At 51.7% G+C, this 23,330-nt stretch carries 28 protein-coding genes; 27 read left to right on the top strand and 1 reads right to left on the bottom strand.

Annotated elements, in window-relative coordinates:
* The first annotated feature begins 206 nt into the window (after positions 1–206).
* The 10 genes from QOS46_RS04610 to ligA all read left to right on the top strand — a co-directional run bounded on the left by QOS46_RS04610 (position 207) and on the right by ligA (position 10,928).
* Positions 207–1,106: a DUF5685 family protein gene (locus QOS46_RS04610; RefSeq protein ID WP_283607615.1), complete on the top strand. Its 900-nt coding sequence runs from the start codon at positions 207–209 to the stop codon at positions 1,104–1,106.
* On the top strand, positions 1,090–1,743 hold the full coding sequence (locus QOS46_RS04605; RefSeq protein ID WP_283607613.1) for a J domain-containing protein: 654 nt from the start codon (positions 1,090–1,092) through the stop codon (positions 1,741–1,743). Before QOS46_RS04610 ends, QOS46_RS04605 begins: the two co-directional genes overlap by 17 nt.
* A complete protein-coding gene (locus QOS46_RS04600; RefSeq protein WP_283607612.1) occupies positions 1,734–2,276 on the top strand; it encodes a hypothetical protein in 543 nt (180 codons plus the stop codon). Before QOS46_RS04605 ends, QOS46_RS04600 begins: the two co-directional genes overlap by 10 nt.
* 330 nt (positions 2,277–2,606) lie before the next feature.
* Positions 2,607–3,494, top strand: coding sequence for a MurR/RpiR family transcriptional regulator (locus tag QOS46_RS04595; protein WP_283607610.1), 888 nt, complete (start codon positions 2,607–2,609; stop codon positions 3,492–3,494).
* The gene (locus tag QOS46_RS04590; RefSeq protein WP_408611440.1) at positions 3,475–4,728 is read left to right on the top strand and encodes a BaiN/RdsA family NAD(P)/FAD-dependent oxidoreductase; all 1,254 of its coding nucleotides are present in this window, start codon (positions 3,475–3,477) and stop codon (positions 4,726–4,728) included. Before QOS46_RS04595 ends, QOS46_RS04590 begins: the two co-directional genes overlap by 20 nt.
* Complete coding sequence (gene cmk / locus QOS46_RS04585; RefSeq protein WP_283607606.1) at positions 4,725–5,423, top strand: (d)CMP kinase; 699 nt, start codon at positions 4,725–4,727, stop codon at positions 5,421–5,423. Before QOS46_RS04590 ends, cmk begins: the two co-directional genes overlap by 4 nt.
* Positions 5,420–6,067 carry a lysophospholipid acyltransferase family protein gene (locus tag QOS46_RS04580; RefSeq protein WP_283607604.1) on the top strand — a complete coding sequence of 216 codons (648 nt, stop codon included), beginning with the start codon at positions 5,420–5,422 and terminating at the stop codon, positions 6,065–6,067. Before cmk ends, QOS46_RS04580 begins: the two co-directional genes overlap by 4 nt.
* Positions 6,064–8,061, top strand: a complete 1,998-nt coding sequence (locus QOS46_RS04575) for a bifunctional 4-hydroxy-3-methylbut-2-enyl diphosphate reductase/30S ribosomal protein S1 (RefSeq protein WP_283607602.1) — start codon at positions 6,064–6,066, stop codon at positions 8,059–8,061. Before QOS46_RS04580 ends, QOS46_RS04575 begins: the two co-directional genes overlap by 4 nt.
* Positions 8,062–8,277: 216 nt before the next feature.
* Positions 8,278–8,943, top strand: a complete 666-nt coding sequence (yunB, locus tag QOS46_RS04570; protein WP_283607600.1) for a sporulation protein YunB — start codon at positions 8,278–8,280, stop codon at positions 8,941–8,943.
* A 5-nt stretch (positions 8,944–8,948) separates the two neighbouring features.
* The gene (gene ligA, locus QOS46_RS04565; protein WP_283607597.1) at positions 8,949–10,928 is read left to right on the top strand and encodes an NAD-dependent DNA ligase LigA; all 1,980 of its coding nucleotides are present in this window, start codon (positions 8,949–8,951) and stop codon (positions 10,926–10,928) included.
* Between the two features lie 98 nt (positions 10,929–11,026).
* On the opposite strand, the gene QOS46_RS04560 is transcribed toward ligA, so the two are convergent.
* Positions 11,027–11,539, bottom strand: a complete 513-nt coding sequence (locus QOS46_RS04560) for a hypothetical protein (RefSeq protein ID WP_283607595.1) — start codon at positions 11,537–11,539, stop codon at positions 11,027–11,029.
* A gap of 246 nt (positions 11,540–11,785) precedes the next feature.
* Between QOS46_RS04560 and spoIIIAA the strand changes: the two genes are divergently transcribed.
* The 17 genes from spoIIIAA to obgE all read left to right on the top strand — a co-directional run bounded on the left by spoIIIAA (position 11,786) and on the right by obgE (position 23,327).
* Positions 11,786–12,799, top strand: coding sequence for a stage III sporulation protein AA (gene spoIIIAA, locus QOS46_RS04555; RefSeq protein WP_283607593.1), 1,014 nt, complete (start codon positions 11,786–11,788; stop codon positions 12,797–12,799).
* Positions 12,729–13,226 (top strand): stage III sporulation protein AB, encoded by a 498-nt coding sequence (locus QOS46_RS04550; protein ID WP_283607591.1) that lies wholly within the window; start codon positions 12,729–12,731, stop codon positions 13,224–13,226. Before spoIIIAA ends, QOS46_RS04550 begins: the two co-directional genes overlap by 71 nt.
* A 16-nt stretch (positions 13,227–13,242) precedes the next feature.
* Complete coding sequence (spoIIIAC, locus tag QOS46_RS04545) at positions 13,243–13,437, top strand: stage III sporulation protein AC (protein WP_009064075.1); 195 nt, start codon at positions 13,243–13,245, stop codon at positions 13,435–13,437.
* A 5-nt stretch (positions 13,438–13,442) separates the two neighbouring features.
* Positions 13,443–13,832: a SpoIIIAC/SpoIIIAD family protein gene (locus tag QOS46_RS04540; protein ID WP_283607588.1), complete on the top strand. Its 390-nt coding sequence runs from the start codon at positions 13,443–13,445 to the stop codon at positions 13,830–13,832.
* A gap of 3 nt (positions 13,833–13,835) precedes the next feature.
* Positions 13,836–14,972: a stage III sporulation protein AE gene (locus QOS46_RS04535; protein WP_283607586.1), complete on the top strand. Its 1,137-nt coding sequence runs from the start codon at positions 13,836–13,838 to the stop codon at positions 14,970–14,972.
* Positions 14,969–15,451: a stage III sporulation protein AF gene (locus QOS46_RS04530; protein ID WP_283607585.1), complete on the top strand. Its 483-nt coding sequence runs from the start codon at positions 14,969–14,971 to the stop codon at positions 15,449–15,451. The genes QOS46_RS04535 and QOS46_RS04530 overlap by 4 nt, the downstream gene beginning before the upstream one ends.
* Complete coding sequence (locus QOS46_RS04525) at positions 15,438–16,037, top strand: stage III sporulation protein AG (protein WP_283607583.1); 600 nt, start codon at positions 15,438–15,440, stop codon at positions 16,035–16,037. Before QOS46_RS04530 ends, QOS46_RS04525 begins: the two co-directional genes overlap by 14 nt.
* Positions 16,038–16,061: 24 nt before the next feature.
* The gene (locus QOS46_RS04520) at positions 16,062–16,649 is read left to right on the top strand and encodes a SpoIIIAH-like family protein (RefSeq protein WP_283607581.1); all 588 of its coding nucleotides are present in this window, start codon (positions 16,062–16,064) and stop codon (positions 16,647–16,649) included.
* A gap of 450 nt (positions 16,650–17,099) precedes the next feature.
* The gene (gene nusB, locus QOS46_RS04515; RefSeq protein WP_283607579.1) at positions 17,100–17,528 is read left to right on the top strand and encodes a transcription antitermination factor NusB; all 429 of its coding nucleotides are present in this window, start codon (positions 17,100–17,102) and stop codon (positions 17,526–17,528) included.
* On the top strand, positions 17,515–18,453 hold the full coding sequence (locus QOS46_RS04510) for a tRNA (adenosine(37)-N6)-threonylcarbamoyltransferase complex transferase subunit TsaD (protein ID WP_283607577.1): 939 nt from the start codon (positions 17,515–17,517) through the stop codon (positions 18,451–18,453). Before nusB ends, QOS46_RS04510 begins: the two co-directional genes overlap by 14 nt.
* A complete protein-coding gene (gene xseA / locus QOS46_RS04505; protein ID WP_283607576.1) occupies positions 18,450–19,631 on the top strand; it encodes an exodeoxyribonuclease VII large subunit in 1,182 nt (393 codons plus the stop codon). Before QOS46_RS04510 ends, xseA begins: the two co-directional genes overlap by 4 nt.
* The gene (gene xseB, locus QOS46_RS04500; protein WP_283607574.1) at positions 19,609–19,815 is read left to right on the top strand and encodes an exodeoxyribonuclease VII small subunit; all 207 of its coding nucleotides are present in this window, start codon (positions 19,609–19,611) and stop codon (positions 19,813–19,815) included. Before xseA ends, xseB begins: the two co-directional genes overlap by 23 nt.
* Positions 19,812–20,699, top strand: a complete 888-nt coding sequence (locus QOS46_RS04495; RefSeq protein WP_283607572.1) for a polyprenyl synthetase family protein — start codon at positions 19,812–19,814, stop codon at positions 20,697–20,699. The genes xseB and QOS46_RS04495 overlap by 4 nt, the downstream gene beginning before the upstream one ends.
* A gap of 233 nt (positions 20,700–20,932) precedes the next feature.
* Entirely contained in the window at positions 20,933–21,241 is a 309-nt protein-coding gene (rplU, locus tag QOS46_RS04490) for a 50S ribosomal protein L21 (RefSeq protein WP_283607570.1), read from the top strand.
* Between the two features lie 2 nt (positions 21,242–21,243).
* Positions 21,244–21,564: a ribosomal-processing cysteine protease Prp gene (locus QOS46_RS04485; RefSeq protein WP_283607568.1), complete on the top strand. Its 321-nt coding sequence runs from the start codon at positions 21,244–21,246 to the stop codon at positions 21,562–21,564.
* Positions 21,565–21,568: 4 nt separating this feature from the next.
* On the top strand, positions 21,569–21,853 hold the full coding sequence (gene rpmA, locus QOS46_RS04480; RefSeq protein WP_009063459.1) for a 50S ribosomal protein L27: 285 nt from the start codon (positions 21,569–21,571) through the stop codon (positions 21,851–21,853).
* Positions 21,854–22,055: 202 nt separating this feature from the next.
* Positions 22,056–23,327: a GTPase ObgE gene (obgE, locus tag QOS46_RS04475; RefSeq protein WP_283607565.1), complete on the top strand. Its 1,272-nt coding sequence runs from the start codon at positions 22,056–22,058 to the stop codon at positions 23,325–23,327.
* Positions 23,328–23,330: the final 3 nt, after the last annotated feature.

Raw genomic sequence — 23,330 nt, 5'->3', positions numbered from 1 at the left:
CATTATATGGGAAACAGCAGAGTTTGTCAATCTGTTTCCGGCAAATTTCCAGATTGTTTTTGTAAAATTATTCTAGAATATACCTGCTTGTGTCAAATATATTCGATGTTTTTCGACAGAAGTGAAAAAATTTACAGATTATTAATTAACGGTACGCTTAAAATATAGTAGAATAAAACGTACAAGCTGAGTGTTAGGAGAATGTTGTGTTCGGTTATATTAAGCCTCAAAAATCCGAACTGCTTGTCCGGGAATATGAACAGTACAAAGGCGTTTATTGTTCTTTGTGCAAACAGTTGGGCAAAAGCTACGGTATTATGTCTAGGCTTACCTTAAGTTATGATTGTACGTTTTTGGCCATGCTGATGATGGCTCGCTCTGAGACTCCGTGTAAAATGGCACCGGGCCGGTGTGTGGTTAACCCGATGAAAAAATGCCCCTTCTGCGAGGGGGAATACCCTGAACTGATTTTTGCGTCGGCGTTAACCGTTATTATGACCTATTATAAGCTGCGGGATGATCTGAAAGATCCCGGCTGGAAATCCCGGTTTCGGGCCTTACTGCTTTTTCCGCTGTCTGTTAGGGCACATAAAAAGGCGGTGCGGGATTATCCCGAGCTGGAGCAGGTGGTGGCCGATGCAATGCAGCTGCAGGAGCAGACTGAGCAGCAGGAATCACCGCCACTGGATGCCTGTGCGGAACCGACCGCAAAGATGCTCTCCGGAGTGTTTTCGCAGCTGGCCGAGCAGGGTACGCCGGAATTTCGCGTTCTCGAACAGTTTGGGTATTTTTTAGGCAGGTGGGTGTATCTGATGGACGCAGCCGACGATATTCCGAAGGATTTAAAGGAAAATGCGTTTAATCCGTTTATTCGGGATTATGGACTGACGGCGGAGAGCACACAAGAGCAGCTGCAGGAAGCGGCCGCAAAGTGCAATCAGGTGTTGAACATGACGGTATCTCAGGCGATGGCCGCTTTCCGGCTTTTGGAATTGGCACAGTTTGCTCCAATTCTGAATAATATTGTTTGTCTTGGCCTGCCGCAGATGCAAAAAGAATTTATGCTGAAAATGGAAAAGGGGAAAAGCAATGTCGGATCCGTATAAAATACTTGGGGTTTCTCCTGCGGCGACAGATGAACAGGTGAAGGCCGCTTACCGGGAGCTGGCAAAAAAATATCACCCGGATAACTATGCTGGCAGTCCGATCGCGGATCTGGCCGGAGAAAAGATGAAAGAAATCAACGAGGCTTATGATGAGGTCATGAGCCAGCGTCGTAATAAAAATAACGGTGGGGCGCAGTATTCCGCCGGGTACGGCGGCAGCTCGGCTCCATCCGGCAGCTACCAGAACAACTATGGCAGCGCGTCCAACTCCAGCTTCCGCGATGTACGGAACCTGATTATGGCGGGTCGAATTGCCGACGCGGAGCAGATTCTCAATGGGGTGCCTTTGGGCAGCAGAAACGCGGAGTGGTATTTTCTGAAAGGCTCGATCCTGTACCAGCGTGGCTGGCTGGAGGAGGCGCACAACCATTTCACCCGGGCCTGCCAACTGGACCCGAATAATCTGGAATACCGTGCGGCGCTGAATCAGTCTATGAATCAGCGCGGCGGCGTGTACGGCGGCTATAACACTTCTTATGGGAACGGCGGGTGCAGTTCGTGCGATACCTGCATGGGTCTGCTCTGCGCGGACTCCTGCTGTGAATGTATGGGCGGGGATTTGATTCCATGCTGCTGAACAGAAGCGCTCAGGTGGCATTTTGCGGCGTAGCAGCCGCACTGTCTGTTGTTTTGATGTTTCTGACCGGACTGATCCCGATTTCCACCTATGCGCTTACCGCACTGGCCGGTTTGCCCGGCATGGTGATCGTTATTGAGCTGGGAATCCGATGGGCCTGGCCTGTTTACGGCGTGGTCAGTGTGCTTTCCCTGCTGTTTGCGGCGGATAAAGAAGCGGTGGTGTTGTTCATCCTGTTTTTCGGGTATTATCCCATCCTGAAAGCGTTGGTGGAGCGCCTGCCCAAGGTTCTTTCCTGGATTTTAAAATTTGTGGTATTCAACCTTGCGATGGTCACCGGTTTTTTCATCGCCGTGTTCGTTCTGAGTGTCCCAAAAGACAGTTTTCTGGTATTTGGCAGTGCTACTCCGCTGGCGTTTTTAGCCGCGGGCAATGTGGTGTTCGCTTTATATGATTATACCCTGTCCGGCCTGGTGATGGAATACTATAAGCGGTTTCATCGTCTGGCGCAGCAGTGGCTTCGTCAAAAATAAGAAAGAAAATTCCTCGCCTGCCATAGGGATAGAAATTGTTTGCCAGCTGGTAAGGGGAATTTTGATCTTTGTTTGCCTGCACGGTGTTTGCTGCTGTGCGGTTTTTGTGGGAATCAAAGCTGCCGGCTGGGCAGCTTTTTCTTTTTTGAAAATTTTTATTGCATGTAAAATCAATTGCTCCTGCAAAAAGAAACCGTTATTTCTGTTAAATTTCCTATTTTTCTCTTGATTTTTGCAGGTTTAAGCTTTAATATGAATAAAAGAGTTGCACCTTCCTGCAAAAAGAATCACAAAATTGCAGGGACAGAACGAGTGGAGGAATACACGATTATGAACAGTCAACTCACAGCCAGAATTCTCAACAATATGCCCGAATTTTCCAAGGGTCAGAAGTTGATCGCAAAATATATTTTGGAGCATTACGACAAAGTAGCCTATATGACGGCATCACGGCTTGGTGCGACGGTAGGGGTCAGTGAATCTACGGTCGTGCGCTTTGCAACGGAAATCGGCTACAGCGGATACCCTGAGTTACAGCAGGCCATGCAGGAGATGATCCGCAGTCGGCTTACCTCGGTGCAGCGGATTGAGGTAACAGTCAATAATATGGGGAATGCGGACGTCCTTTCGTCCGTTATGAATCAGGATATTGACATGATTCGCAGAACACTGGAAGAAACCTCCCGCGAGGATTTTTACGCCGCGGTGGATGCGATCGCAAATTCCCGAAAAATCTACATTTTGGGGGCCGGAAGTTCTTTGGCGCTTGCGACCTTTTTGTCCTATTATTTTGGCTTGATTTTAGAAAATGTGCAGTTGGTCAACATCACCAGTGAAGCGGAAATTTTCGAAAAAATGATTCGAGTCAATGAATCGGATTCGGTGATCGGCATCAGCTTTCCTCGGTATTCCAAGCGTGCGGTCAAAGCAATGCATTTTGCGTCGGATCGCGGTGCCAAGGTAATTGCCATTACAGACAGTCCCCTCTCTCCGCTCGCGGAGCCTGCGGATTGCCTGCTGCTGGCCCGCAGCAACATGGCGTCCTTTGTGGATGCGATTGTAGCGCCGCTCAGCCTGATCAACGCCCTGATCGTGATGGTCACGATGAAGAAAAAAGAAGAAGTAACCGAGATTCTGCACAGCCTGGAGAATATCTGGGATGAATACGGCGTATACGAAAAGGTGGATGAAAAAAACGTTGACGCAAACAAAACATAAGACGGATCTGATTGTTGTTGGGGGCGGCGCAGCCGGAATGATGGCGGCAGGTACTGCCGCCGAGCTTGGGCTGAACGTGCTTCTGGTAGAAAAAAACGCGCGTCTTGGCCGGAAGCTTGGCATTACCGGGAAAGGCCGGTGCAACCTGACAAACAACTGTTCTTTGCAGGATGTGATCGCTTCAGTTCCAACCAACCCGCGCTTTTTATACGGCGCGGTTTCTCGTTTTTCTCCGCAGGATGTCATGGCTTTTTTTGAAGGCCTTGGCGTGCCGCTGAAAACAGAGCGCGGCCAGCGGGTGTTCCCGCAGTCAGACCATGCGGGCGATATTATTGAGGCTCTGACGCGTTTTCTGCAGGACAATCATGTCGGAATTCAGCACGGGGAGGCCCGAAAACTGTTGATCGAAGCGGACGGCATTCATGGCGTTCTTCTGCGCGACGGCACGGAGCTGTATGCTCCAAGAGTGATTGTTGCCTGCGGCGGAGCGTCCTACCCCGGCACGGGTTCTACCGGTGACGGGTACTTGTTGGCGCGTCAGGCCGGGCACAGCATTATGCCGCTTCGTCCCTCACTCGTGCCGCTGGTCGAGCAGGGGGGAGATTGCGCGCAGATGCAGGGCTTGGCTCTGAAAAATTCTGCCATTCGGGTCTATGAGCGAGAAAAGTTGATTTACGAGGATTTCGGTGAGCTGTTGTTCACGCACTTCGGGCTGTCCGGTCCTGTGGTGCTGAGCGCCAGCAGCCATATGCGCCATATGGCGCCCGGGGTCTACCGGATTGAGATCGATTTAAAGCCGGCGCTGTCGCCCGAGCGCTTGGACGCAAGGCTGCAGCGTGACCTGGAAGAGAACAGCAATAAGGATTTTATCAATTCGCTGGGGGCGCTGCTGCCCCGGAAAATGATCCCCGTTCTGGTGGAACGGTCGGGAATTCCTCCCGAAACAAAATGCAATGCCATCACCCGCGAACAGCGCCTGGCTTTTGCCGCGCTGCTCAAGGGCTTTTCTGTAAAAATACAGGCCTTTCGGCCGATTGAAGAGGCTATTGTCACTTCCGGCGGAGTGAATGTCAAGGAAGTCAACCCCAAAACCATGGAATCCAAGCTGGTTCATGGGCTGTATTTTGCGGGAGAGGTTCTGGATGTGGACGCGTACACCGGGGGATTTAATTTGCAGATTGCCTTTGCCACGGGGCGGCTGGCGGCTCAGGCCGCAAAGGAGGAACAAGGATGATCTCAATTGCCATCGACGGCCCGGCCGGTGCGGGGAAAAGCACCATTGCGCGCCGTGTCGCGCAGGAGCTAGGGTATTTATATGTAGATACAGGGGCGCTATACCGCGCCATTGCCCTTCATATGCTGCGCGCGGGGAAAAATCCGGCGGTGCCGGAGGAAGTCATCCCGCAGCTCGGCGAAGTTCAGGTTTCGCTGCAATATGCCGAGGGAGAGCAGCAGGTATTTCTGAGCGCTGAAAATGTGTCGGATTGGATCCGTACGCCGGACGTGGCAGCCGCTTCCTCCAAGGTTTCGGCAATTCCGAAGGTTCGCGAGTTTTTGCTGTCTTTGCAGCGGAATCTTGCGGAGCAGAACAATGTCGTCATGGATGGCCGAGATATCGGAACCGTGGTGCTGCCGTATGCGCAGGTGAAAATTTTTCTCACCGCTTCGCTGGAGGAGCGCGCCCGGCGGCGTTGGAAGGAACTGCTGCAAAAGGGGAGTATCGATTTCGATACGGTTCTTTCAGATGTGAAGAAGCGGGATGAACAGGATACGACCCGTGAAATTGCCCCCTTGATGCAGGCCGCGGACGCTGTTCTGGTCGATACCACCGGGATTACGCTGGAGCAGTCGGTGGAACGTATGCTGACTGTGATTCGGGAGCGCTTGCCGCGCGGCGGAGTACCAAAAGGAAAGGAAGTTGTTTCATGAAGCGATCAGCGCTTTATGTGTTCTGCAAATCTGCAGCACTTGTTTTTTTCCGGCTGTTCATGCCATACAGGATTGTGAATGCAGAAAATATGCCGAAGTCCGGGAGGGTGATTCTTTGCTGCAATCACCTCACCTTTAAGGACCCGATTCTTTTGACAGGAGTCGCGGGAAAACGGCAGGTCAATTTTATGGCGAAGATGGAGCTGTTCAAAAATCCCCTGCTCGGCAGCTTGTTTCGAAGAGTGGGCGCTTTTGCGGTTCACCGCGGCAAGGGTGATTCCTCCGCGATCAACCGTGCGCAGGAGCTGCTGCAGGAGGAACAGGTGGTCGGCATTTTTATTGAGGGTACCCGGTCAAAGGACGGCGCATTTTTGCAGCCAAAATCCGGAGCTGTTATGCTGGCGTTTCAGAACAGCGCGCCGATTTTGCCGGTGTGCATTACCGGCAGAAAAGGGATTTTCCCGAAGCTGCTGCATCGGGTGGATGTCGTCTGCGGCCCCCTCATTACGCCGGAACAGTTGCAGATTGAAAAGGGCTCCGGTTCTGAATATCGCCAGGCAAGCCGCATGGTAATGGGCAAAATAATGGAGCTGCGAGACCCTGCTTTGGTGCCGAAGGCGCTGAAGGGGGAGGACCCCCAATGACAATCCATGTTGCAAAGTCAGCTGGTTTCTGCTTTGGTGTAGATCGTGCGGTTCAGCTGGTGTTCCGCCTCCTCGATGAAGGAAAGCAGGTTTACACCCTCGGCCCGATTATCCATAATCCCCAGATTGTGCAGGAGCTGGAGGAGCGCGGTGTCCGCATTGTCGATACACCGGCAGAGGTTCCGCCCGGTGGCACGCTGGTAATCCGTTCTCATGGGGTTGCACGTTCGGTGCAGGAAGATATTTCGCGCCGGGAGCTTGCGTGCGCGGACGCGACCTGCCCTTTTGTACGCAAGATTCACCAGATTGTTTCCCGCGCGTGCGAGGCGGGGCAGACCGTGCTCATCGCCGGGGATGCCGCGCACCCCGAAATAGAGGGGGTAATCGGCTATTGCACAGCGCCGCCTTATGTGTTTCGAAATGCTGCGGAGCTTATGGAATTGCTGGAAAAACACCCTGAATTTTCCAATGAGAAAGTCTGCGTCATTGCCCAGACAACGTTTAGCCTGGAGGAATGGGGAAATTGTTTGCAAATCCTAAAAAAGGTATGTACAAATGCGGACGTTTTTGCTACAATATGTAATGCAACTGTTCAAAGGCAGTCCGAAGCATCAGATCTTGCTCAAAAATCAGATTTGATGCTGGTAATCGGAGGGCGACACAGCTCCAATACGGCCAAGCTGAGGGATGTCTGTGCGCAGAGTTGCACTACTTACTTGATTGAAAAGGCGGAGGAAATCCCTTCGCAGGCCGTGAAAAAGGCCGTTTCTATCGGTATTACTGCGGGTGCCTCTACACCCGCAAGCATAATAAAGGAGGTACTTGATACCATGACAGAAATTATTGAAGGCGCGGGTCTCACGGAGCAGGAGTCTGCTGAATCTAACTTTGAGGAGATGCTCGAAGAATCTTTGAAAAGTTTAAATACAGATGAGAAGGTACGTGGCGTTGTTGTCGGTATTGCTCCCAATGAGATCTACGTGGACGTTGGACGCAAGCAGGCTGGCTTTGTGCCGTTGTCTGAGCTTTCTGCAGATCCAAACGCAAAGACGGAGGATCTGGTGAAGATCGGCGACGAGCTCGATCTGCTGATCATGCGCACCAACGACCAGGAAGGCACCATCATGCTTTCCAAAAAGCGCCTGGATGCTGTGAAGGGCTGGGAGACCATTTCTGAGGCAGAAGAAAAAGAAACGGTTCTCACCGGTATTGTCACAGAGGTTATCAAGGGCGGTGTAATTGCTGTAACCAATGGCGTGCGTGTATTTATCCCTGCGTCTCAGGCTACTTCCTCCCGGAATGATCCGCTGGATGCTCTGCTGAAGAAGGAAGTCAAATTCCGCATTATCGAAGTCAACCGTCAGCGCCGCCGCGCGGTAGGCTCCATCCGTTCCGTTCTGAAGGATGCGAGAAAAGAGCAGGCTGACAAGTTCTGGGAAACAGCCGAGGAAGGCAAGGAGTACACCGGTGTGGTAAAATCCTTGACCGCTTATGGCGCGTTTGTTGATCTGGGCGGCATCGACGGTATGGTTCATATTTCCGAGCTGTCCTGGAACCGCATCAAGCATCCGTCTGAGGTTGTGAATGTGGGCGATACCATTCAGGTATACATCAAGGGCCTCGATAAAGAAAAGGGCAAAATTTCTCTGGGCTACAAGAAGGAAGAGGACAATCCGTGGGAAATCCTCAAGAACGAGTATCCCATCGGTACCAATGCTGAGGTACAGGTTGTTGGCCTGACCACCTTCGGCGCCTTCGCCAGAATTATTCCCGGCATTGACGGTCTGATCCATATTTCTCAGATTGCCGATCACAGAATAGAAAAGCCGCAGGATGCGCTGAAAAACGGCGACAAGGTAATGGCAAAGATTACCGACGTCGATTTTGATAAGCATCGTGTCAGCTTGTCGATCCGTGCCTATTTGGAGGAGCAGGTTGCTGAAGCAGGCGAAGAGGCTTCCGTGGTAGAAGACAAACCGGCTGACGAGGAATAATTTCTCTGCAATTGAATGAATTGGGGCACAAGGAGGCTATGCTTTCTTTGTGCCCTTTTTGCAGAAATAATTCACCAATGGAAAAACCCCTGTGTATTATAGAATCGGTACACTTGAAAACTGGCGTTTCTTTTCTCTGCTTTCGGCAGAAGAAAAACAATAAATCCAGCTTTTAAACGTGTTATTCTATCAACGAATACTGGGCAGGGGGGAACCATGATGAAGCGCTGGCACAAATATCGCCCCGCAAACGCACCGTACCGTGGGGAGAGAAAATCGAACGGCTCCGCTAGCCACAAAATTCTTGTATTCTTTCTGGGGGTTTTGGCCGCAGGTGTTTTTTTGGATGTTCAGCTGGTGCCCGCAGTGGAATCCCTCACGGTGAACGCCGCCCGGCAAAGTGCGGTAACGGCGATCAACGAAAGTGTATTGGAAGAGCTGAATGCGGATAAAATAACCTATGATGATCTGATTTCTCTTCAGAGAGATTCTGATGGGAAGGTGCAGACGATCACCACTAATATGGTGAAAACAAACCAGATAAAAGCTAAAATTACCGATACAGTTCAAAAAAATCTGCATATGGGCAATATTAACACGAGTGTTCCGCTGGGTACCCTTTTGGGGAGCCGCCTGCTACATGGGCGCGGCCCGAATGTTCCTCTGGTTGTCACGCTCAAGGGAAATGTGGAATCCGACTTTAAAACCAGCTTTGAATCAGCGGGCATTAATCAGACCCGGCACCAGATTTACCTTGAACTACATACCGAAATTTATTCCTTTATTCCGGGACTTCATACCGCAACGGATGTGACAACCAGCGTGTTGGTTGCAGAAACCGTTATTGTTGGGGAGGTACCGCAGATGTATTTGGGAGGATAAAAGTGATGGACGCAGCAAAAGCAAAGGACGAAGCCGCCAGACTGCGGCAGGAGATTCAGTACCACAACCAAAGATATTATGAGAAGGATGCTCCGGAAATTGAAGACTATGAATATGACCGCTTGTATCGCCGCCTGGAGGATTTGGAAGCGGAATTTCCGGAGCTGATTACACCGGATTCTCCCACGCAGAAGGTTGGGGCCAGGGGGATGAACCAGTTCGCCCCGGTCGTTCATACTGTGCCACTGGAAAGTTTGCAGGACGCCTTTTCCGAGGAGGAGATGGCGGATTTTGACCGGCGGGTGCGCGCCGTAGTGCCAGACCCGGTCTATATAGTGGAACCGAAGTTTGATGGGTTGTCCGTTGCACTTGAATACCGTAACGGCGTCTATGAGCGCGGCTCTACGCGAGGTGACGGCCTGGTCGGCGAGGATGTCACGGAGAATATCCGCACCATCCGCACTGTGCCAAAACGCTTGAAAGGCGGCCCGGAGTTTCTGGAGGTGCGTGGCGAGGTCTATATGGCGCACAGCGTGTTTGACGAGCTTTGCGCAAAGCAGGAGCTGAACCAGGAAAAGCCGTTTAAAAATCCACGCAACGCGGCAGCCGGCTCTCTCCGGCAGAAGGACCCACGCATTGCGGCTCAACGGAAGCTGAATCTCTTCCTGTTTAATATGCAGCAGATTCAGGGCGTGGAGCTGAAGTATCACGACGAATCACTTGAGTACCTAAAAAAACTGGGTTTGCCGGTCACGCCGTTTTACCGTAAGTGCCAGACTCTGGAGCAGGTGCTGGAAGCCATCAGAGAAATTGGCGGGATGCGCGGCTCCCTCGAATATTCCATCGACGGCGCCGTGGTGAAGGTAAATTCCTTTGAGCAGCGGCAGCTGCTCGGCAGTACCTCTAAGTTTCCTAAATGGGCGCAGGCGTTTAAATATCCGCCGGAGGAAAAGCCGACAAAGCTGCTGGAAATTGAAATCAACGTAGGGCGAACAGGCGTTCTAACCCCCACCGGCTTGTTCGATCCGGTCACTCTAGCGGGCACTACCGTCAGCCGGGCCACGCTGCATAATCAGGATTTTATTGCAGAAAAGGATATTCGCGTGGGCGATACCGTCATCCTGCGCAAGGCGGGCGACATTATACCGGAGGTTGTTTTGGTGGTGTCTCATGAGCCGGGGAGCCAGCCGTACCGAATCCCACAGGTTTGCCCCGCGTGCGGCAGCCCCGCTGTGCGCGACGATAACGAGTCGGCGACGCGCTGCACGAATCCGGAGTGTCCCGCGCAGCTGTTACGCCACCTGATTCATTTTACGAGCCGCGATGCCATGGATATGGATGGCCTAGGCCCGGCTGTGTTGGAGCAGCTGGTCGAGAAAAAACGGATCGCTTCGCCTGCCGATCTCTACTTTTTGCCCATGGAGCAGGTGCGGGAGCTGGAACGCATGGGCGAAAAATCCGCTCAGAATTTCGCCGATGCGATCGAACGCTCGCGGCAAAATGATTTGTATCGCCTAATCTATGCCATGGGCATTCCCCACGTGGGCCTAAAGGCCGCAAAGCTGCTGGCCGGGCATTTCCATACCATGGAGAAGGTGGTTGCGGCCACCGAAGAAGAGCTTGCGGCGATCGAGGGCTTCGGGCCGATTATGGCCCAAAGCGTGCGCGCCTATTTTGATCTTTCGGGTACTGCGCATCTTTTGTCCCGCCTGAAGGAGGCCGGAGTAAATATGACGGCGCAAAGTATTGCGCTGGATTTGCGGCTGGCTGGCAAAACATTCGTTTTAACCGGAACGCTCCCAACTCTCTCCCGCCAAGAAGCTTCTGAGCTGGTAGAGCGTTATGGAGGGAAGACTTCATCCTCTGTCTCTAAAAAAACGGCGTATCTCATTGCGGGTGAAGATGCGGGAAGCAAGCTGACAAAAGCGCAGCAATTGAATATACCAATTTTGAGTGAAGAAGAGTTTTTGAACATGCTAAAATAATCCGAAGAGAATAAATAATTAATTTTTAAAATTTTAAATAAAACAGAGAAAGACCTCCCCGAACTAGCTCAGGGAGGTCTTTCTCTGTTTTATTTATATTACGACTCTTTTGCTAGAGAGAGAAAAAAGTCAATTTTTTCATTGGAGACTTCTTCATAAAAAGTTAAGTATTCCGAAGGAACAGGGAAAGACTTAATCGCTTCACTTGCTACCTCTGTTCGGATTAAATTGCTGTTTTCAAAAATAGTAATCGTAAATATTTTCTCGTATTTCTGATTGTTTGATAAAGCAGCAGGTGTCTTGTAGGCAACAAACTTGTATAAAGGAACACGATTCTCTGTTGTGGATTGCACTATTTTTTCTTGATCCTCTGCTTCTTCGTTCTCTTCACTGAGCTTAGAGAGAAACTCGCTGTCATCAATGGTTTTCATTAATCGGTCATCTTTTGCGGTATAGACCTCCACTTTGGCAAGTTCCTGTGTTTCCTCTACCGATTTTGCTGATTCTTCCTGGTCCGGAGTAAACATTGTAAAAGGTGAGAAAAAAGCACAACCGCTAAAAACAAAAAGCATTAAAGTAAATAAAGCAATGGGGACGAATCGTTTTTTCAAAACAGTTGCTCCCTTCAATTGGTTCATTATTTATATTTATTATAGGTGAATTTAAAGATTTATACAATCTTAGTTTCTTCTTTTTGTTTCTTCTATTTTTGTATTTATTTGAATATGATTTCTTGAACAAGCCCTAAAACACTACTATTTAAAAAAGAGCAAAAACCATTCTATCATTGCAATCATTTTAGGTTCTAATCGAAACGCTTTGTCCATATTTATAGGTACAAAGGGAGGACAAGTAACATGAATCAAAAACATATCAATTCGTTTGATACTGCAATACAGCCAATCTGCCAGCGGCTTAGGCCAGTTTTGGCCGCTTTGCCGGCTCATCTGCAAGAATCGGTACAGGAGATTCGCATGAGGGTGAATCTACCGCTTTCAATTTTTAACGGAGTTCAAAGTTTTTTTGTGACAGGGAACGGAATCAGTCGCAAGCCGGAGGAGGGAATTACCGTATTTCGGGAGGATATGGAAGAAACGTTCCGCAGCCTGTGTAGCAATTCAGTATATACGCATCAAAACGAAATCAGAAACGGCTTTCTCACCATTCGAGGGGGGCACAGGGTGGGAATCTGCGGCACAGCCGTTTTGGATCAGGGGGAGGTTGCGGGGCTGAGAGACATTTCTTCCTTTAATATCCGTATCGCAAGACAAATTTCCGGCGCGGCGGATGAGCTTCTGGCTCTGGTGGGGGAGGAGATTGTGCGGGGCGTTCTTCTGGTGGGGGCGCCCTCCACGGGTAAAACAACGATTCTTCGCGATCTGGCACGCCAGCTTGCAGGTGGAGGGAAGCTTCCTCCTCGAAAAATCACGGTGGTTGACGAGCGCGGCGAACTGGCCGGTATTTACCGGGGCGACGCACAGAATGATCTTGGCTGCTGCTGCGATATTCTAGACGGTTACCCCAAGAGCCAGGGAATCCTGCAGGCTATCCGCTCCCTTTCACCGGAGGTGATTGTCTGCGATGAGCTGGGGAGTGAGCGCGAAACCGCCGCTGTGGAAGAGGTCGTCAATGCCGGTGTTTCGCTGATCGTCAGTGTGCATGCCGCATCTGCGGGAGAGCTTTTGCGTCGGCGTCAGGTACGCCAGCTCATGGAAACCGGGGCGTTTCGTACCGTGGTTCTGCTGGACAGCGCGGCACAGCCCGGGAAAATAAAAGGAATTTACAAGGTGGGTGAACTTCTTGGTCAAATTAATCGGGATACTGTCGGTCATGGCGGCCTGTATTCTGGCGGGCTATATGGAATCGCGTAAGCTGGGCGGCAGAGTAAGGGAATTGGAAGCCTTCTACTCCTTTTTATGTCAGGCCAGAGAAGAAATCCGCTATTCCGGTATGCCAGTGGAGCGGATTATTGAAAAGCATGGTAAAAACCAGCGGTTTCTGGTTCTGTGCGCCGAATACTGCCGAAAGGGAGAAAGCTTTCCGCAGGCGTGGTCTCGCGGCATGGACGATGGCCTGCTGACAACTGGAATGAACAGGCAGGATCTCACATACATACGGGACTTTGGGCTGGGGTTCGGCGCAAGCGATACAGAGGGCCAGTTGGCGCACTGCCAGCTGTATCTGGGGTTCATCAGCAACGCTCTGACCCACGCGAGGGAAGAAAGAGACAAAAAGGCGAAGCTGTATTTTATGCTGGGGCTGTTCGGCGGAATCGCGGCGGCACTCCTGCTGAGTTAAAACGGAGGAAGCAAAAATGGATGTGGATTTGATTTTTAAAATTGCGGCGATCGGCATTATTGTAGCTGTGCTCAATCAGCTACTTATTCGCTCGGGGCGCGAGGAGCAGGCGATGATGACAACCCTGGCGGGACTAATTGTGGTTTTGATGATGGTGATCGAGCAGATTGATATTCTGTTTAAAACGATCAAATCCATCTTTGGGTTATAGCCGCTATGAATGTGATCGGAATTGCCGGACTGGCCCTTGTTTCCGCCGTGATTGCCGTGATGCTGCGGCGGTACAATCAGGAATACGCGGTGGTTGTCAGCATCACGGCGGGCGTGATTATTCTGGTGCAGATCCTTGCAAATATCGTCCCGGCGATCCGCCAGATCAACAGCCTGCTTTCCGCCGCACAGCTGCCTTCAGAATACGGGATCATCCTGTTCAAGACACTGGGAATCTGCTTTTTGGCTCAATTTGCGGCAGATTCCTGCCGGGATGCGGGGGAAAGCGCGCTGGCCTCGAAGGTGGAGCTGGCGGGGAAGCTCTCCATCGTAATTCTGGCGCTGCCATTATTCGAGAAAATTGCTTCTACGGCGCTTGCGCTGATAGGAGGGTAGACTGTGAAAAAAATCATCTGTATTGTGATGTTGCTTTTTCTGTTTGCGATTCCCGTACAGGCCCAGAGTGTTTCGCAGGAGGAACTGTACCGCCAGCAGTATGAAGACAGCGGAGCGGCAGAGCTGCCCGACGAACTGCCGGAAGAAACACGGGAATGGATGGACAGCCTGGGGGTTACTTCTCCGGACTGGCAGAGCATTATAAATCTGACGCCGGAAACGATTTTTGAGCAGATTGGGGCGTCGGCGCTTCAGCAGAGCGCGGCCCCTGTGCGGGCGCTGTTATCGGTGCTGGCAGTCATTTTGCTCTGCGCCCTGATGAACGGCATGAAGTTGAGCTTTGGCGACCGTCCCCTTGGCGGTGTGATCGGCATGATCGGCACCCTTTGCATCTGCACGGTGGTGATTCAGCCGATCGTTTCGTGCATTGAAAACGTGTCGTTTGTCATTAAAGGGGCCGCCGGATTCTTATTGGCAAGCATACCGGTTCTCACCGGTATCATGATTGCGGGCGGTCAGACGGTATCCGCCGGATCATTTAATCTGCTGATGCTTGGCGCAGGTAACGTGATTTCGGTGATTGCCTCTGCGGTGCTGGTGCCCCTGCTGAATATTTTTTTAGCGTTTTCGGTGGTGTCCGCAGTATCGCCCGCAATGAATCTCAGCGGGTTGTGCGATTTGTTCAGCAAGACCGTAAAGTGGGTGCTCACCTTCTGCATGACGGTTTTTTCAGGTTTGCTTACCATGCAAACGGTGGTGTCCTCGGCAGCGGACGGCGCGGGGGCTAAAACAATGCGCTTTATGGTAAGCGCGTTTGTGCCGGTGGTGGGCAGTGCGCTCAGTGATGCGATCGGCAGTGTACAGAGCTGTGTGAAGCTTTTGAAATCGGGGGTAGGGGCATTCGGGCTTTTGGCTACAGGAGCCATTTTTCTGCCCGCGGCGCTCGAGTGCCTGATTTGGCTTTTAACCCTTACCGCCTGTGCGGCAGCGGGAGATATTTTTGAACTGAAAGAAATTACCTCGCTGCTTCGGTCTTCCATGAAGGTGATACAGATTCTTCTGTCTATCATTCTGTGCTGTCTTGTGATTCTGATGATCTCTACGGTGCTGATGATGGCAATTGGGGGGGCAACGACATGAGCGGTGTACGGGAATGGTCTTCGGTGATTGTGCTGGCGGCGCTCGCTGCCGGGATTTTGCAGTATTTGATGCCGGGCGGCAGTATGGAAAAGGTGACGCGGCTTGTAATCGGGGCGTTTGTTATTTGCAGTATTTTGCTGCCGGTGGGGCGTCTGACCAAGCAGTTCGATGTGCAGGCATTCGCGCAAGACGGCAGCGCGGCACCGAATCAGCAATATCAGGATACAGTAAACCAGCAAACGGCAGAGACGGCAGAGGCGGCCGTTCGCACCGTGGTGATCTCGGCGCTTTCAGAGAAGGGAATTCAGTGCAAAAATGTTGCGCTAAATATGGATACAAACGAGGACGGCCGCATATCAATTACTAAAGTGTTTGTCAGCCTTGACCAGAAGGAATCGGGAAAGCTTCAGGAAACAAAACAGCTCCTTGAGCAGGAATTGGGATTAACAACGGAGGTGACGGCCGATGCCGGCTCGTGAAAAAGAAGATAAGAAAGAGAGAGGTTCCTGGGTTCAAAAGCTCGCGGAAAACGACGTCTGGCGCAAGGTGATTCTGGTACTGGGATTTGTGGGGATTGCCCTGATCTTTTTGTCGGGTTTGTTTCAAAATCGCGATGCCAAGGCAACCAATGCCAAGGCTGAGGAAGAGCCTACAAAAACCACCGCACAGGTGTACACGCAGCAGGTGGAAAAAAGCCTTACCGAGCTGATTGCCAATATTAACGGCGCGGGCTCTGTGAAGGTGCTCGTCACTCTGGAGCGAAATACGCAATACGTATATGCAACAGAGGAAAAAAAGACGACCCAGACCACGCAGGATCAGGCGGCGAACGCTACCGTAAAAAATCAGGAAAATGACAGCCGCGAAACCAAGTATATTCTGGTAAAGGGTTCCGACGGCTCGCAGCAGGCGCTGGCCGTAACAGAGGTCGAGCCGATCGTGAAGGGGGTAGTCGTTGTATGTGAGGGCGGAAATCAGCCGGCGGTGCAGAAAGATATTATAGATGCGGTGACCACTGCGCTCAATCTTTCTTCTGCGCGGGTGTGCGTGATAAAAGCAAAATAAACAAGAAACAGGAGGAATTGTCTTATGGGTATTGGTAAACGTCAGCTGGTGCTTGCGTCCCTGGTGGTCGCGCTGGGAGCGGCTGTCTACTTAAATTGGGTGTTTCAGGGGGATGGTCCCCTGATCGCAACGGATACATTAACCTCCGGCGCAGAGCTTGGGGCCGCGCAGCTCGTGAACGGCAAGGGCAGCAGCAGCACTCCCGAAACATCTTCTTCCGCTTCGTCTACTTCCTCAAAGGCGGTGGAGACAGCTGCAAAGGTAGATGAATATTTTACAGAGGCAAAGCTCTCTCGCCAAAAAGCAAGGGATTCTTCCGTAGAAATGCTGCAAAAGGTTTTGGAGAATGCTTCCTCTAATGATGCCGCCAAAAAGGAATCCGTTGAAAAAGCAGCCGAGATTGCACAGAACATTATTCAGGAGAGCAACATTGAAAGCTTGATTAAGGCCAAGGGCTTCTCCGACTGTGTGGTGTTCCTGCAAAATTCAGAATGCAGCGTTGTCGTCCGCTCCGACGGACTTTTGCCCAATGAAGCCATTGCCATTAAAGATATCATTGGCGGTCAGGCCGGCATCGCCTATGATAAAATCAAGATTGTAGAAGCAAAATAACAGAGTACCGCGCCGAATCTATTTTGATTCGGCTTTCGGTCTGTTTTACGGGGGATTCTAACGCGGCAGAGCCGTGTTTTGCAGCCGGGAACGAACAAAATCAGCCGGAATGTGCGTTTTCCTGTAAAAACAGTTGCACTGCTTTGATTTCGTGGTATAATACTACTCATAAAAGAGTGGTGCGGTTCGATTTCATGAAGTGCCACGGCGGAATGAATTTCTGTGTGCTGTTCTGCCGTGCCTGCGGAAGCTTGACAATGGAATGAAAAACGGATTTCATAACCCTCCACATATCTATTTGGAGGGTTATTTTTTTAAGAGTGTTACAGAGAGAACGATGCTCGTATCTTTTTCCTCGCTTTGGTGGGGGAAAAGATAAGCATTTCTCTCTCATAAGGGAACAGTATTATTTACACACGCGCAGAAAGAAAATTGTTTGGAGGACAAACTATGAGCAAAGGCAAAATGACACGGCGTGAGGAACGAGAGCAGGCGTTTATTCTGGTGTTCCAGCAACTGATCAACCGGAATACGATTGAGGAAATCATCGACGCGTCGGAAGAATCGGCAGAAATTCGTATTGCGGAATTCGCGGAGCAGCTGGCGAGCGGTGTGGAAGAAAACAGTGCCTTAGTAGACGATAAGATTGAGAAGAATATTCGCGGCTGGTCAATGGCGCGCCTTTCCAAGGTTTCCTTTGCCTTGCTGCGGGTCTCCATTTATGAAATGATGTTTATTGACAGCATCCCAGTAAGCGTTTCGATCAACGAGGCTGTCGATTTGGCAAAAAAATACGGCGGAGCGGACGACGCATCCTTTATCAACGGCGTTCTTGGCTCTGTGGCCAAGGAACTGGAACCGGAAAATGAAGAAGGGTAATACTCTCGGAATCGATACAAGCAACTATACTACCTCCGCCGCACTCTACTGGGAGGATAAAAGCATCACGCATTCCAAACGGCTTCTGCCGGTAAAGGAAGGCCAGCTTGGCCTGCGTCAGAGTGACGCGGTGTTTCATCATGTGCAGCAGCTGCCGCAAATCCTTGAGCCTTTGATCCGGCAGCAGCCTGTGCTTCGGGCTATCGGTGCTTCGAGCCGACCGCGTTGTGCGGAGGGCTCCTATATGCCTTGCTTTTCCGTAGGGTTCGGCACCGCGAAGATCCTGGCGGATACGCTTGGTATTCCGCTGTACCCCTGCTCGCATCAGGAAAATCATATTGCGGCGGCACTCTATTCCGCCGACCGACTGGAGCTTATGGGGCAGACGTTTCTTGCATTTCATGTTTCCGGCGGGACAACGGAAGCGGTGCTGGTGGAGCCGGACGCAGAGCATCTGATCCGAACCCGACTTCTCGCTTCTTCTCTGGATTTAAAAGGGGGACAGGCCGTTGACCGTGTCGGCGTGATGCTGGGACTTTCGTTCCCGGCAGGGCCGGAGCTGGAGCGACTTGCGCTGCAAAGCGTTGCGAAGTTTAAAATCCACCCATCCATGCGCGGGTGTGACTGTTCGCTTTCCGGGATTGAGAATCAGTGCCGCACTATGTTTGACAAGGGCGCGCCCAAGGAAGAAATCGCGCGGTTTTGCCTGCTCTCTCTGCTCGCGGCGCTCGATGCCATGTGTGGCGCGCTGCTCCAAGAATACGGTGATCTCCCTGTTCTGTTCGCGGGCGGTGTGATGTCGAACAGCATGATCCGGCAGGCGCTCACACAGCGCTATGGTGCATCGTTTGCCAAACCGGAGTTTTCCGCTGATAATGCGGCGGGTGCGGCGATTCTCGCGGCCATTAAGGAGGAAGCAATATGAACACTCCTGTTGTTCTTACAGTTTCTCAGCTGAACCGGTATTTAAAGTCGCTGCTGGACGGAGACCAAATGCTGACCTCCGTATTTCTTACCGGAGAAATTTCGAACTTTACCAATCATTATAAATCTGGCCACATGTATTTTTTGCTCAAAGACAGCCAGTGCGTGGTGCGCGCCGTGATGTTTGCCGCGCAGGCTCGGCGGCTGCGTTTTCTGCCGCAGGATGGAATGAAGGTGATTGTTCGCGGGCGCGTGACTATCTACGAGCAAAGTGGGCAGTATCAATTGTATGTGGACGATATGCAGCCGGACGGGCTGGGTGCGTTAAATCTTGCGTATGAGCAGCTGAAAACCCGCCTTGCGGCAGAGGGACTGTTCGACGTTACCCGTAAAAAGCCGCTGCCGGTTTACCCAAAAGCGGTCGGTGTTGTCACCTCGCCCACCGGCGCGGCGGTGCAGGATATCAAGCAGATTTTAGGGCGCCGATTCCCTCTGGCTGAGGTGATTCTTTGCCCGGTTCTGGTACAGGGGGCGGGCGCGGCGGATCAAATCGCCGCGGCGGTCGAGCGCTTTAACCGTCTTGCTTGTGCCGATGTTTTGATCGTTGGGCGCGGCGGCGGTTCCATTGAGGATCTTTGGGCGTTCAATGAAGAAATTGTGGCGCGGGCTGTGGCGGCTTCGCGAATCCCGGTGATCTCCGCCGTAGGGCACGAAACGGATTTTACCATCTGCGATTTTGCTGCCGATCTTCGTGCGCCGACTCCGTCTGCGGCTGCGGAGCTGGCAGTTCCGGATATTCGCGAGTTAATGGCTTGGGTTTCCGGCTCGGTGCCGCGAATGAAGAAATCACTGGGCGTTGAGATGCACCGCATGCAGATCGACCGCTTGGTCGACCGGATGAGCGGGAAGATGAAGCGCGATCTGGAAACCGGACGCATGCGTCTGGCGGAGCGTTCGGCCTCGTTGCAGGCATTCAGCCCGCTGCGGGTTCTGGCGCGCGGGTACTCCGTTGCGCTCGATGCCGAGGGAAAAACTGTTAAATCGGTGGCACAGGTGCAGCAGGGCGATCCTTTGAATTTGATTTTACAGGATGGGCGGCTGACTTGTATTATAAATGACGTACGGGAAGAACAAATTGGACAGGAGGGCATACTTCATGAAAAAGAATATGACCTTTGAAGCGGCGATGACAGAGCTTTCTCAAATTGTGGACCGGATGGAAAGCGGAGAGGCCACTTTGGATGAGTCCTTAAAGCTGTTTGAATCGGGGACAAAGCTGGCATCGTTTTGCTATGATAAATTGCAGAACGCGGAACAGAAAATCAGGGATATTTCCGAACTGGAAGAAAGGCGAGAGGAATGAGCATGAAGCGTCAGGAGCAGTATGTGGAAATGTTGGAGGATGCCTTGTCCCGTTATTTACCCGGCGGAGACAAGCTGCAGCAGGTATTATTCTCTTCCATGGAATACAGCCTGCTTTCCGGCGGCAAGCGGATTCGTCCGATTCTAATGCTGGAATTTTGCCGCCTCTGCGGCGGCAGTCTGACGGCGGCGCTTCCGTTTGCCTGCGCGATTGAAATGATTCATACCTATTCGCTGATTCACGATGACCTGCCCTGTATGGATGACGACGAGCTGCGGCGCGGCCGGCCGACAAACCACCGGGTGTACGGAGAGGCCACTGCGCTTTTGGCGGGTGACGCCCTTCTGACGCTGGCATTTGAAACAATGCTCTCGCCGCAGACCATTCGAACAGCGGGTGCGGTGAAAACTGCGACTGCCGCCGGTGTTCTGGCCCGTGCGGCCGGCGCGCTCGGAATGGTGGGAGGGCAGATTATCGACCTTGCCTCAGAGGGAAAGAAGATTCCGCTCTCCACGCTGCGCGTGATGGATGAGCGCAAAACCGGCGCACTGATTCTGGCGGCGGCTGAAATGGGCTGCGTGGTAGGCGGAGCAGACAACGAACAAATCCGCGCCGCCCGCGAATATGCCAAAGCGCTAGGACTGGCATTTCAGATTGTGGACGACATCCTTGATGTGACCGGTGACAGCACGCTTCTGGGCAAAAATGTTGGCGTGGACGATCTGAACGATAAAAGTACCTATGTTTCCCTTATGGGGCTGGAAGGTGCGAAAAAGGCCGTGCGTGAGCTGACTGACGAGGCTGTAACGGCGCTTGCCAGGTTCGACGGCGACACGGATTATCTGGTGAATTTAGCGCGTCAGTTGGCGATTCGAAAGAATTAAAACTGATTTTTCAACGAATGATTCCAACCAATTTGTGATTTTTCCCCCTTACTACTGGCGGCGGAAGGAATGCCCGTTATTCGTTCTTTCATCGCAAATTTATAGGAACAATCTGCCTTGACAAAATTGACAGGGTATGATAATATTGTTAGGCCGCATATTACGGGCTTTTGAAGTGATCATTTGATCCGCCTGGGATAGCGAGATTGAAAAAAAGGCAGGATACTCTATTTATGTATGCAGTAATTGAGACCGGCGGCAAGCAGTATAAGGTACAGTATGGCGATGTCATCTATATCGAGAGGCTTGCAGCGGAGCAGGACGCCACCGTTGATTTTAAAGTTGTTGCTCTTGGCGGCGAAGAAGGCCTGAAAGTGGGCGCTCCCTTTGTAGAGGGCGCGAGCGTAACCGGCAAGGTTTTGAAAAACGGCAAGCAGAGAAAAATTACCGTTTTCACCTATAAGCCGAAGAAAAGCTCAAAGCGCAAGATGGGCCATCGTCAGCCTTACACAAAGGTGCAGATCGAAGCCATTAACGCTTAATTATGATTCAGGTTTCTTTTTTGCGGCAGCCTGACGGCGAGCTTTTGGGATTTCAGATGACCGGACATTCCGGAATAGCGGAAGAGGGTTCCGATATTCTGTGCGCGGCGGTTTCTTCCGCGGCCTATCTGGTGGCAAACGCCATTACCGATGTGGTTCAGGTTAGAGCGGATCTTTCTGTTTCCGAGGGGAGCATGTTTCTCCGGATTCCCGAACGGTCGGTTTTTCTGTGCCGAACGCTGCTGCAAGGACTCAGGCTTCATTTTATGGGCCTGGAAGAGCAATACTCAGAAAATATCAGGATAAATTATACGGAGGTGTAAAGCTATGTTAAAGATAAATATTCAGCTTTTTGCGCATAAAAAGGGCGGCGGTTCCACAAAGAACGGTCGTGATTCCGAATCCAAGCGCCTTGGCGCGAAGCGTGCGGACGGTCAGTTCGTTCTGGCCGGAAACATTCTGGTTAAACAGCGCGGCACTCACATTCATCCCGGCAACAATGTGGGCAGAGGTTCCGACGATTCCCTCTTTGCATTGATTGACGGCACTGTAAAGTTCGAGCGCCTTGGCCGCGACCGCAAAAAGGTTAGCGTATACGCTGTGGAACAGTAATTCCGTTTACAGGCAATACCAAAATCCCGGGATTTTCCCGGGATTTTTTGATATGATTAGGTCTATACTAAGCGGGAGCAGCAATACTGTTCCCAATAGAACAATAGATGTTTGTGATCTCTCGTCTTTGGCAGGGAGATCACAATGAAAATTTTATATATCGATTTGAAATAGGGGAATAGTATAAGGAGCCGGAAAGCATATGTTTGTAGATATTGCGAAAATTAAAGTGAAAGCCGGCGACGGCGGCAACGGCGCCGTCAGCTTTCACAGGGAAAAATATGTTGCGGCCGGCGGGCCGGACGGCGGCGATGGCGGCCGTGGCGGAGATGTTGTGTTTCAGGTGGATAAAAACCTGTCCACTCTGGCAGATTTTCGCTATAAGCGCAAGTATATTGCCGAGAACGGGCAGAACGGCGCGGGAAAGCGATGCTCCGGCAGGGGCGCGCCCGACCTGGTGATTCGTGTGCCGCAAGGAACTCTGGTGCGCGATTTGGAAAGCGGACGCCTGCTGGCAGATCTGTCTTCCGATGAGCCGCAGGTAATCGCCCGCGCCGGCAAAGGTGGATGGGGAAATGCACATTTTGCAACTCCCACGCGTCAGACTCCTCGTTTTGCCAAGCCGGGTCAGCCCGGTGAAGAGTTTGAGGTACAGCTCGAGCTGAAGCTTCTGGCAGATGTTGGTTTGGTCGGCTACCCCAATGTAGGTAAATCGACGCTGGTTTCTGTCGTAAGTGAGGCGAAGCCGAACATCGCGAATTATCATTTTACCACCATCACTCCGGTCTTGGGTGTCGTGTTTTTGGGAGAGGGACAATCCTTTGTTATGGCGGACATCCCCGGCCTGATTGAAGGAGCCGGAGAGGGTGCCGGATTGGGCCACCGATTCCTGCGCCATGTGGAGCGTTGCCGCCTGCTGGTGCATATTGTGGATGTTGCGGGCAGCGAAGGGCGCGACCCCAAAGAGGATTTTGAAATCATTAACCGTGAACTTAAAAAGTTTAATGGCGAACTTTCCCAGCGGCCAATGCTTGTGGCAGGGAATAAATGCGACCTCGCTTCAGAGGAGCAGGTCGAAGAGTTCCGCCGATTCGTGGAAGAGCAGGGCTACGAGTTCTTCCCGATTATGGCTGCTATCCGTTATGGGGTAGACCCGCTGCTCAAAAGGATTCAGGAAATGCTGTCGCAGCTGCCGCCGGTGGTTCGCTTTGAGCCCGACCCAGTGCCGTTGCCTGAAATCACTCCCGAACAGGCACAGAAATTCACCGTTACCAATCAGGACGGCGTATTTGTGGTGGAGGGCGAGTGGTTGCTCCAGCTGCTGCGTTCCGTCAATTTCGACGACTATGAGTCCCTGCAGTATTTCCAGCGTGTTCTGATTAGCTCCGGTGTAATCGACGCCTTGCGTGAAGCAGGGGCCGAAGAGGGCGATACGGTCAGCATGTACGATCTGGAATTTGATTTTGTGGAGTAGGGG

Origin of the sequence: Faecalispora anaeroviscerum (assembly GCF_947568225.1) — a bacterium.
Taxonomy (GTDB): Bacteria; Bacillota; Clostridia; order Oscillospirales; family Acutalibacteraceae; genus Faecalispora; species Faecalispora anaeroviscerum.
The sequence above is the reverse complement of the archived record's forward strand: the minus strand, read 5'-3'. Positions and strand labels throughout refer to the sequence as shown.

Coding starts and splice junctions, on each gene's coding strand:
- QOS46_RS04605 (WP_283607613.1), top strand. CDS start 1,090: ATGTCGGATCCGTATAAAATACTTGGGGTTTCTCCTGCGGCGACAGAT.
- QOS46_RS04600 (WP_283607612.1), top strand. CDS start 1,734: ATGCTGCTGAACAGAAGCGCTCAGGTGGCATTTTGCGGCGTAGCAGCC.
- QOS46_RS04595 (WP_283607610.1), top strand. CDS start 2,607: ATGAACAGTCAACTCACAGCCAGAATTCTCAACAATATGCCCGAATTT.
- cmk (WP_283607606.1), top strand. CDS start 4,725: ATGATCTCAATTGCCATCGACGGCCCGGCCGGTGCGGGGAAAAGCACC.
- QOS46_RS04580 (WP_283607604.1), top strand. CDS start 5,420: ATGAAGCGATCAGCGCTTTATGTGTTCTGCAAATCTGCAGCACTTGTT.
- QOS46_RS04575 (WP_283607602.1), top strand. CDS start 6,064: ATGACAATCCATGTTGCAAAGTCAGCTGGTTTCTGCTTTGGTGTAGAT.
- yunB (WP_283607600.1), top strand. CDS start 8,278: ATGATGAAGCGCTGGCACAAATATCGCCCCGCAAACGCACCGTACCGT.
- ligA (WP_283607597.1), top strand. CDS start 8,949: ATGGACGCAGCAAAAGCAAAGGACGAAGCCGCCAGACTGCGGCAGGAG.
- spoIIIAA (WP_283607593.1), top strand. CDS start 11,786: ATGAATCAAAAACATATCAATTCGTTTGATACTGCAATACAGCCAATC.
- spoIIIAC (WP_009064075.1), top strand. CDS start 13,243: ATGGATGTGGATTTGATTTTTAAAATTGCGGCGATCGGCATTATTGTA.
- QOS46_RS04540 (WP_283607588.1), top strand. CDS start 13,443: ATGAATGTGATCGGAATTGCCGGACTGGCCCTTGTTTCCGCCGTGATT.
- QOS46_RS04530 (WP_283607585.1), top strand. CDS start 14,969: ATGAGCGGTGTACGGGAATGGTCTTCGGTGATTGTGCTGGCGGCGCTC.
- QOS46_RS04525 (WP_283607583.1), top strand. CDS start 15,438: ATGCCGGCTCGTGAAAAAGAAGATAAGAAAGAGAGAGGTTCCTGGGTT.
- QOS46_RS04520 (WP_283607581.1), top strand. CDS start 16,062: ATGGGTATTGGTAAACGTCAGCTGGTGCTTGCGTCCCTGGTGGTCGCG.
- nusB (WP_283607579.1), top strand. CDS start 17,100: ATGAGCAAAGGCAAAATGACACGGCGTGAGGAACGAGAGCAGGCGTTT.
- QOS46_RS04510 (WP_283607577.1), top strand. CDS start 17,515: ATGAAGAAGGGTAATACTCTCGGAATCGATACAAGCAACTATACTACC.
- xseA (WP_283607576.1), top strand. CDS start 18,450: ATGAACACTCCTGTTGTTCTTACAGTTTCTCAGCTGAACCGGTATTTA.
- xseB (WP_283607574.1), top strand. CDS start 19,609: ATGAAAAAGAATATGACCTTTGAAGCGGCGATGACAGAGCTTTCTCAA.
- QOS46_RS04495 (WP_283607572.1), top strand. CDS start 19,812: ATGAGCATGAAGCGTCAGGAGCAGTATGTGGAAATGTTGGAGGATGCC.
- rplU (WP_283607570.1), top strand. CDS start 20,933: ATGTATGCAGTAATTGAGACCGGCGGCAAGCAGTATAAGGTACAGTAT.
- QOS46_RS04485 (WP_283607568.1), top strand. CDS start 21,244: ATGATTCAGGTTTCTTTTTTGCGGCAGCCTGACGGCGAGCTTTTGGGA.
- rpmA (WP_009063459.1), top strand. CDS start 21,569: ATGTTAAAGATAAATATTCAGCTTTTTGCGCATAAAAAGGGCGGCGGT.
- obgE (WP_283607565.1), top strand. CDS start 22,056: ATGTTTGTAGATATTGCGAAAATTAAAGTGAAAGCCGGCGACGGCGGC.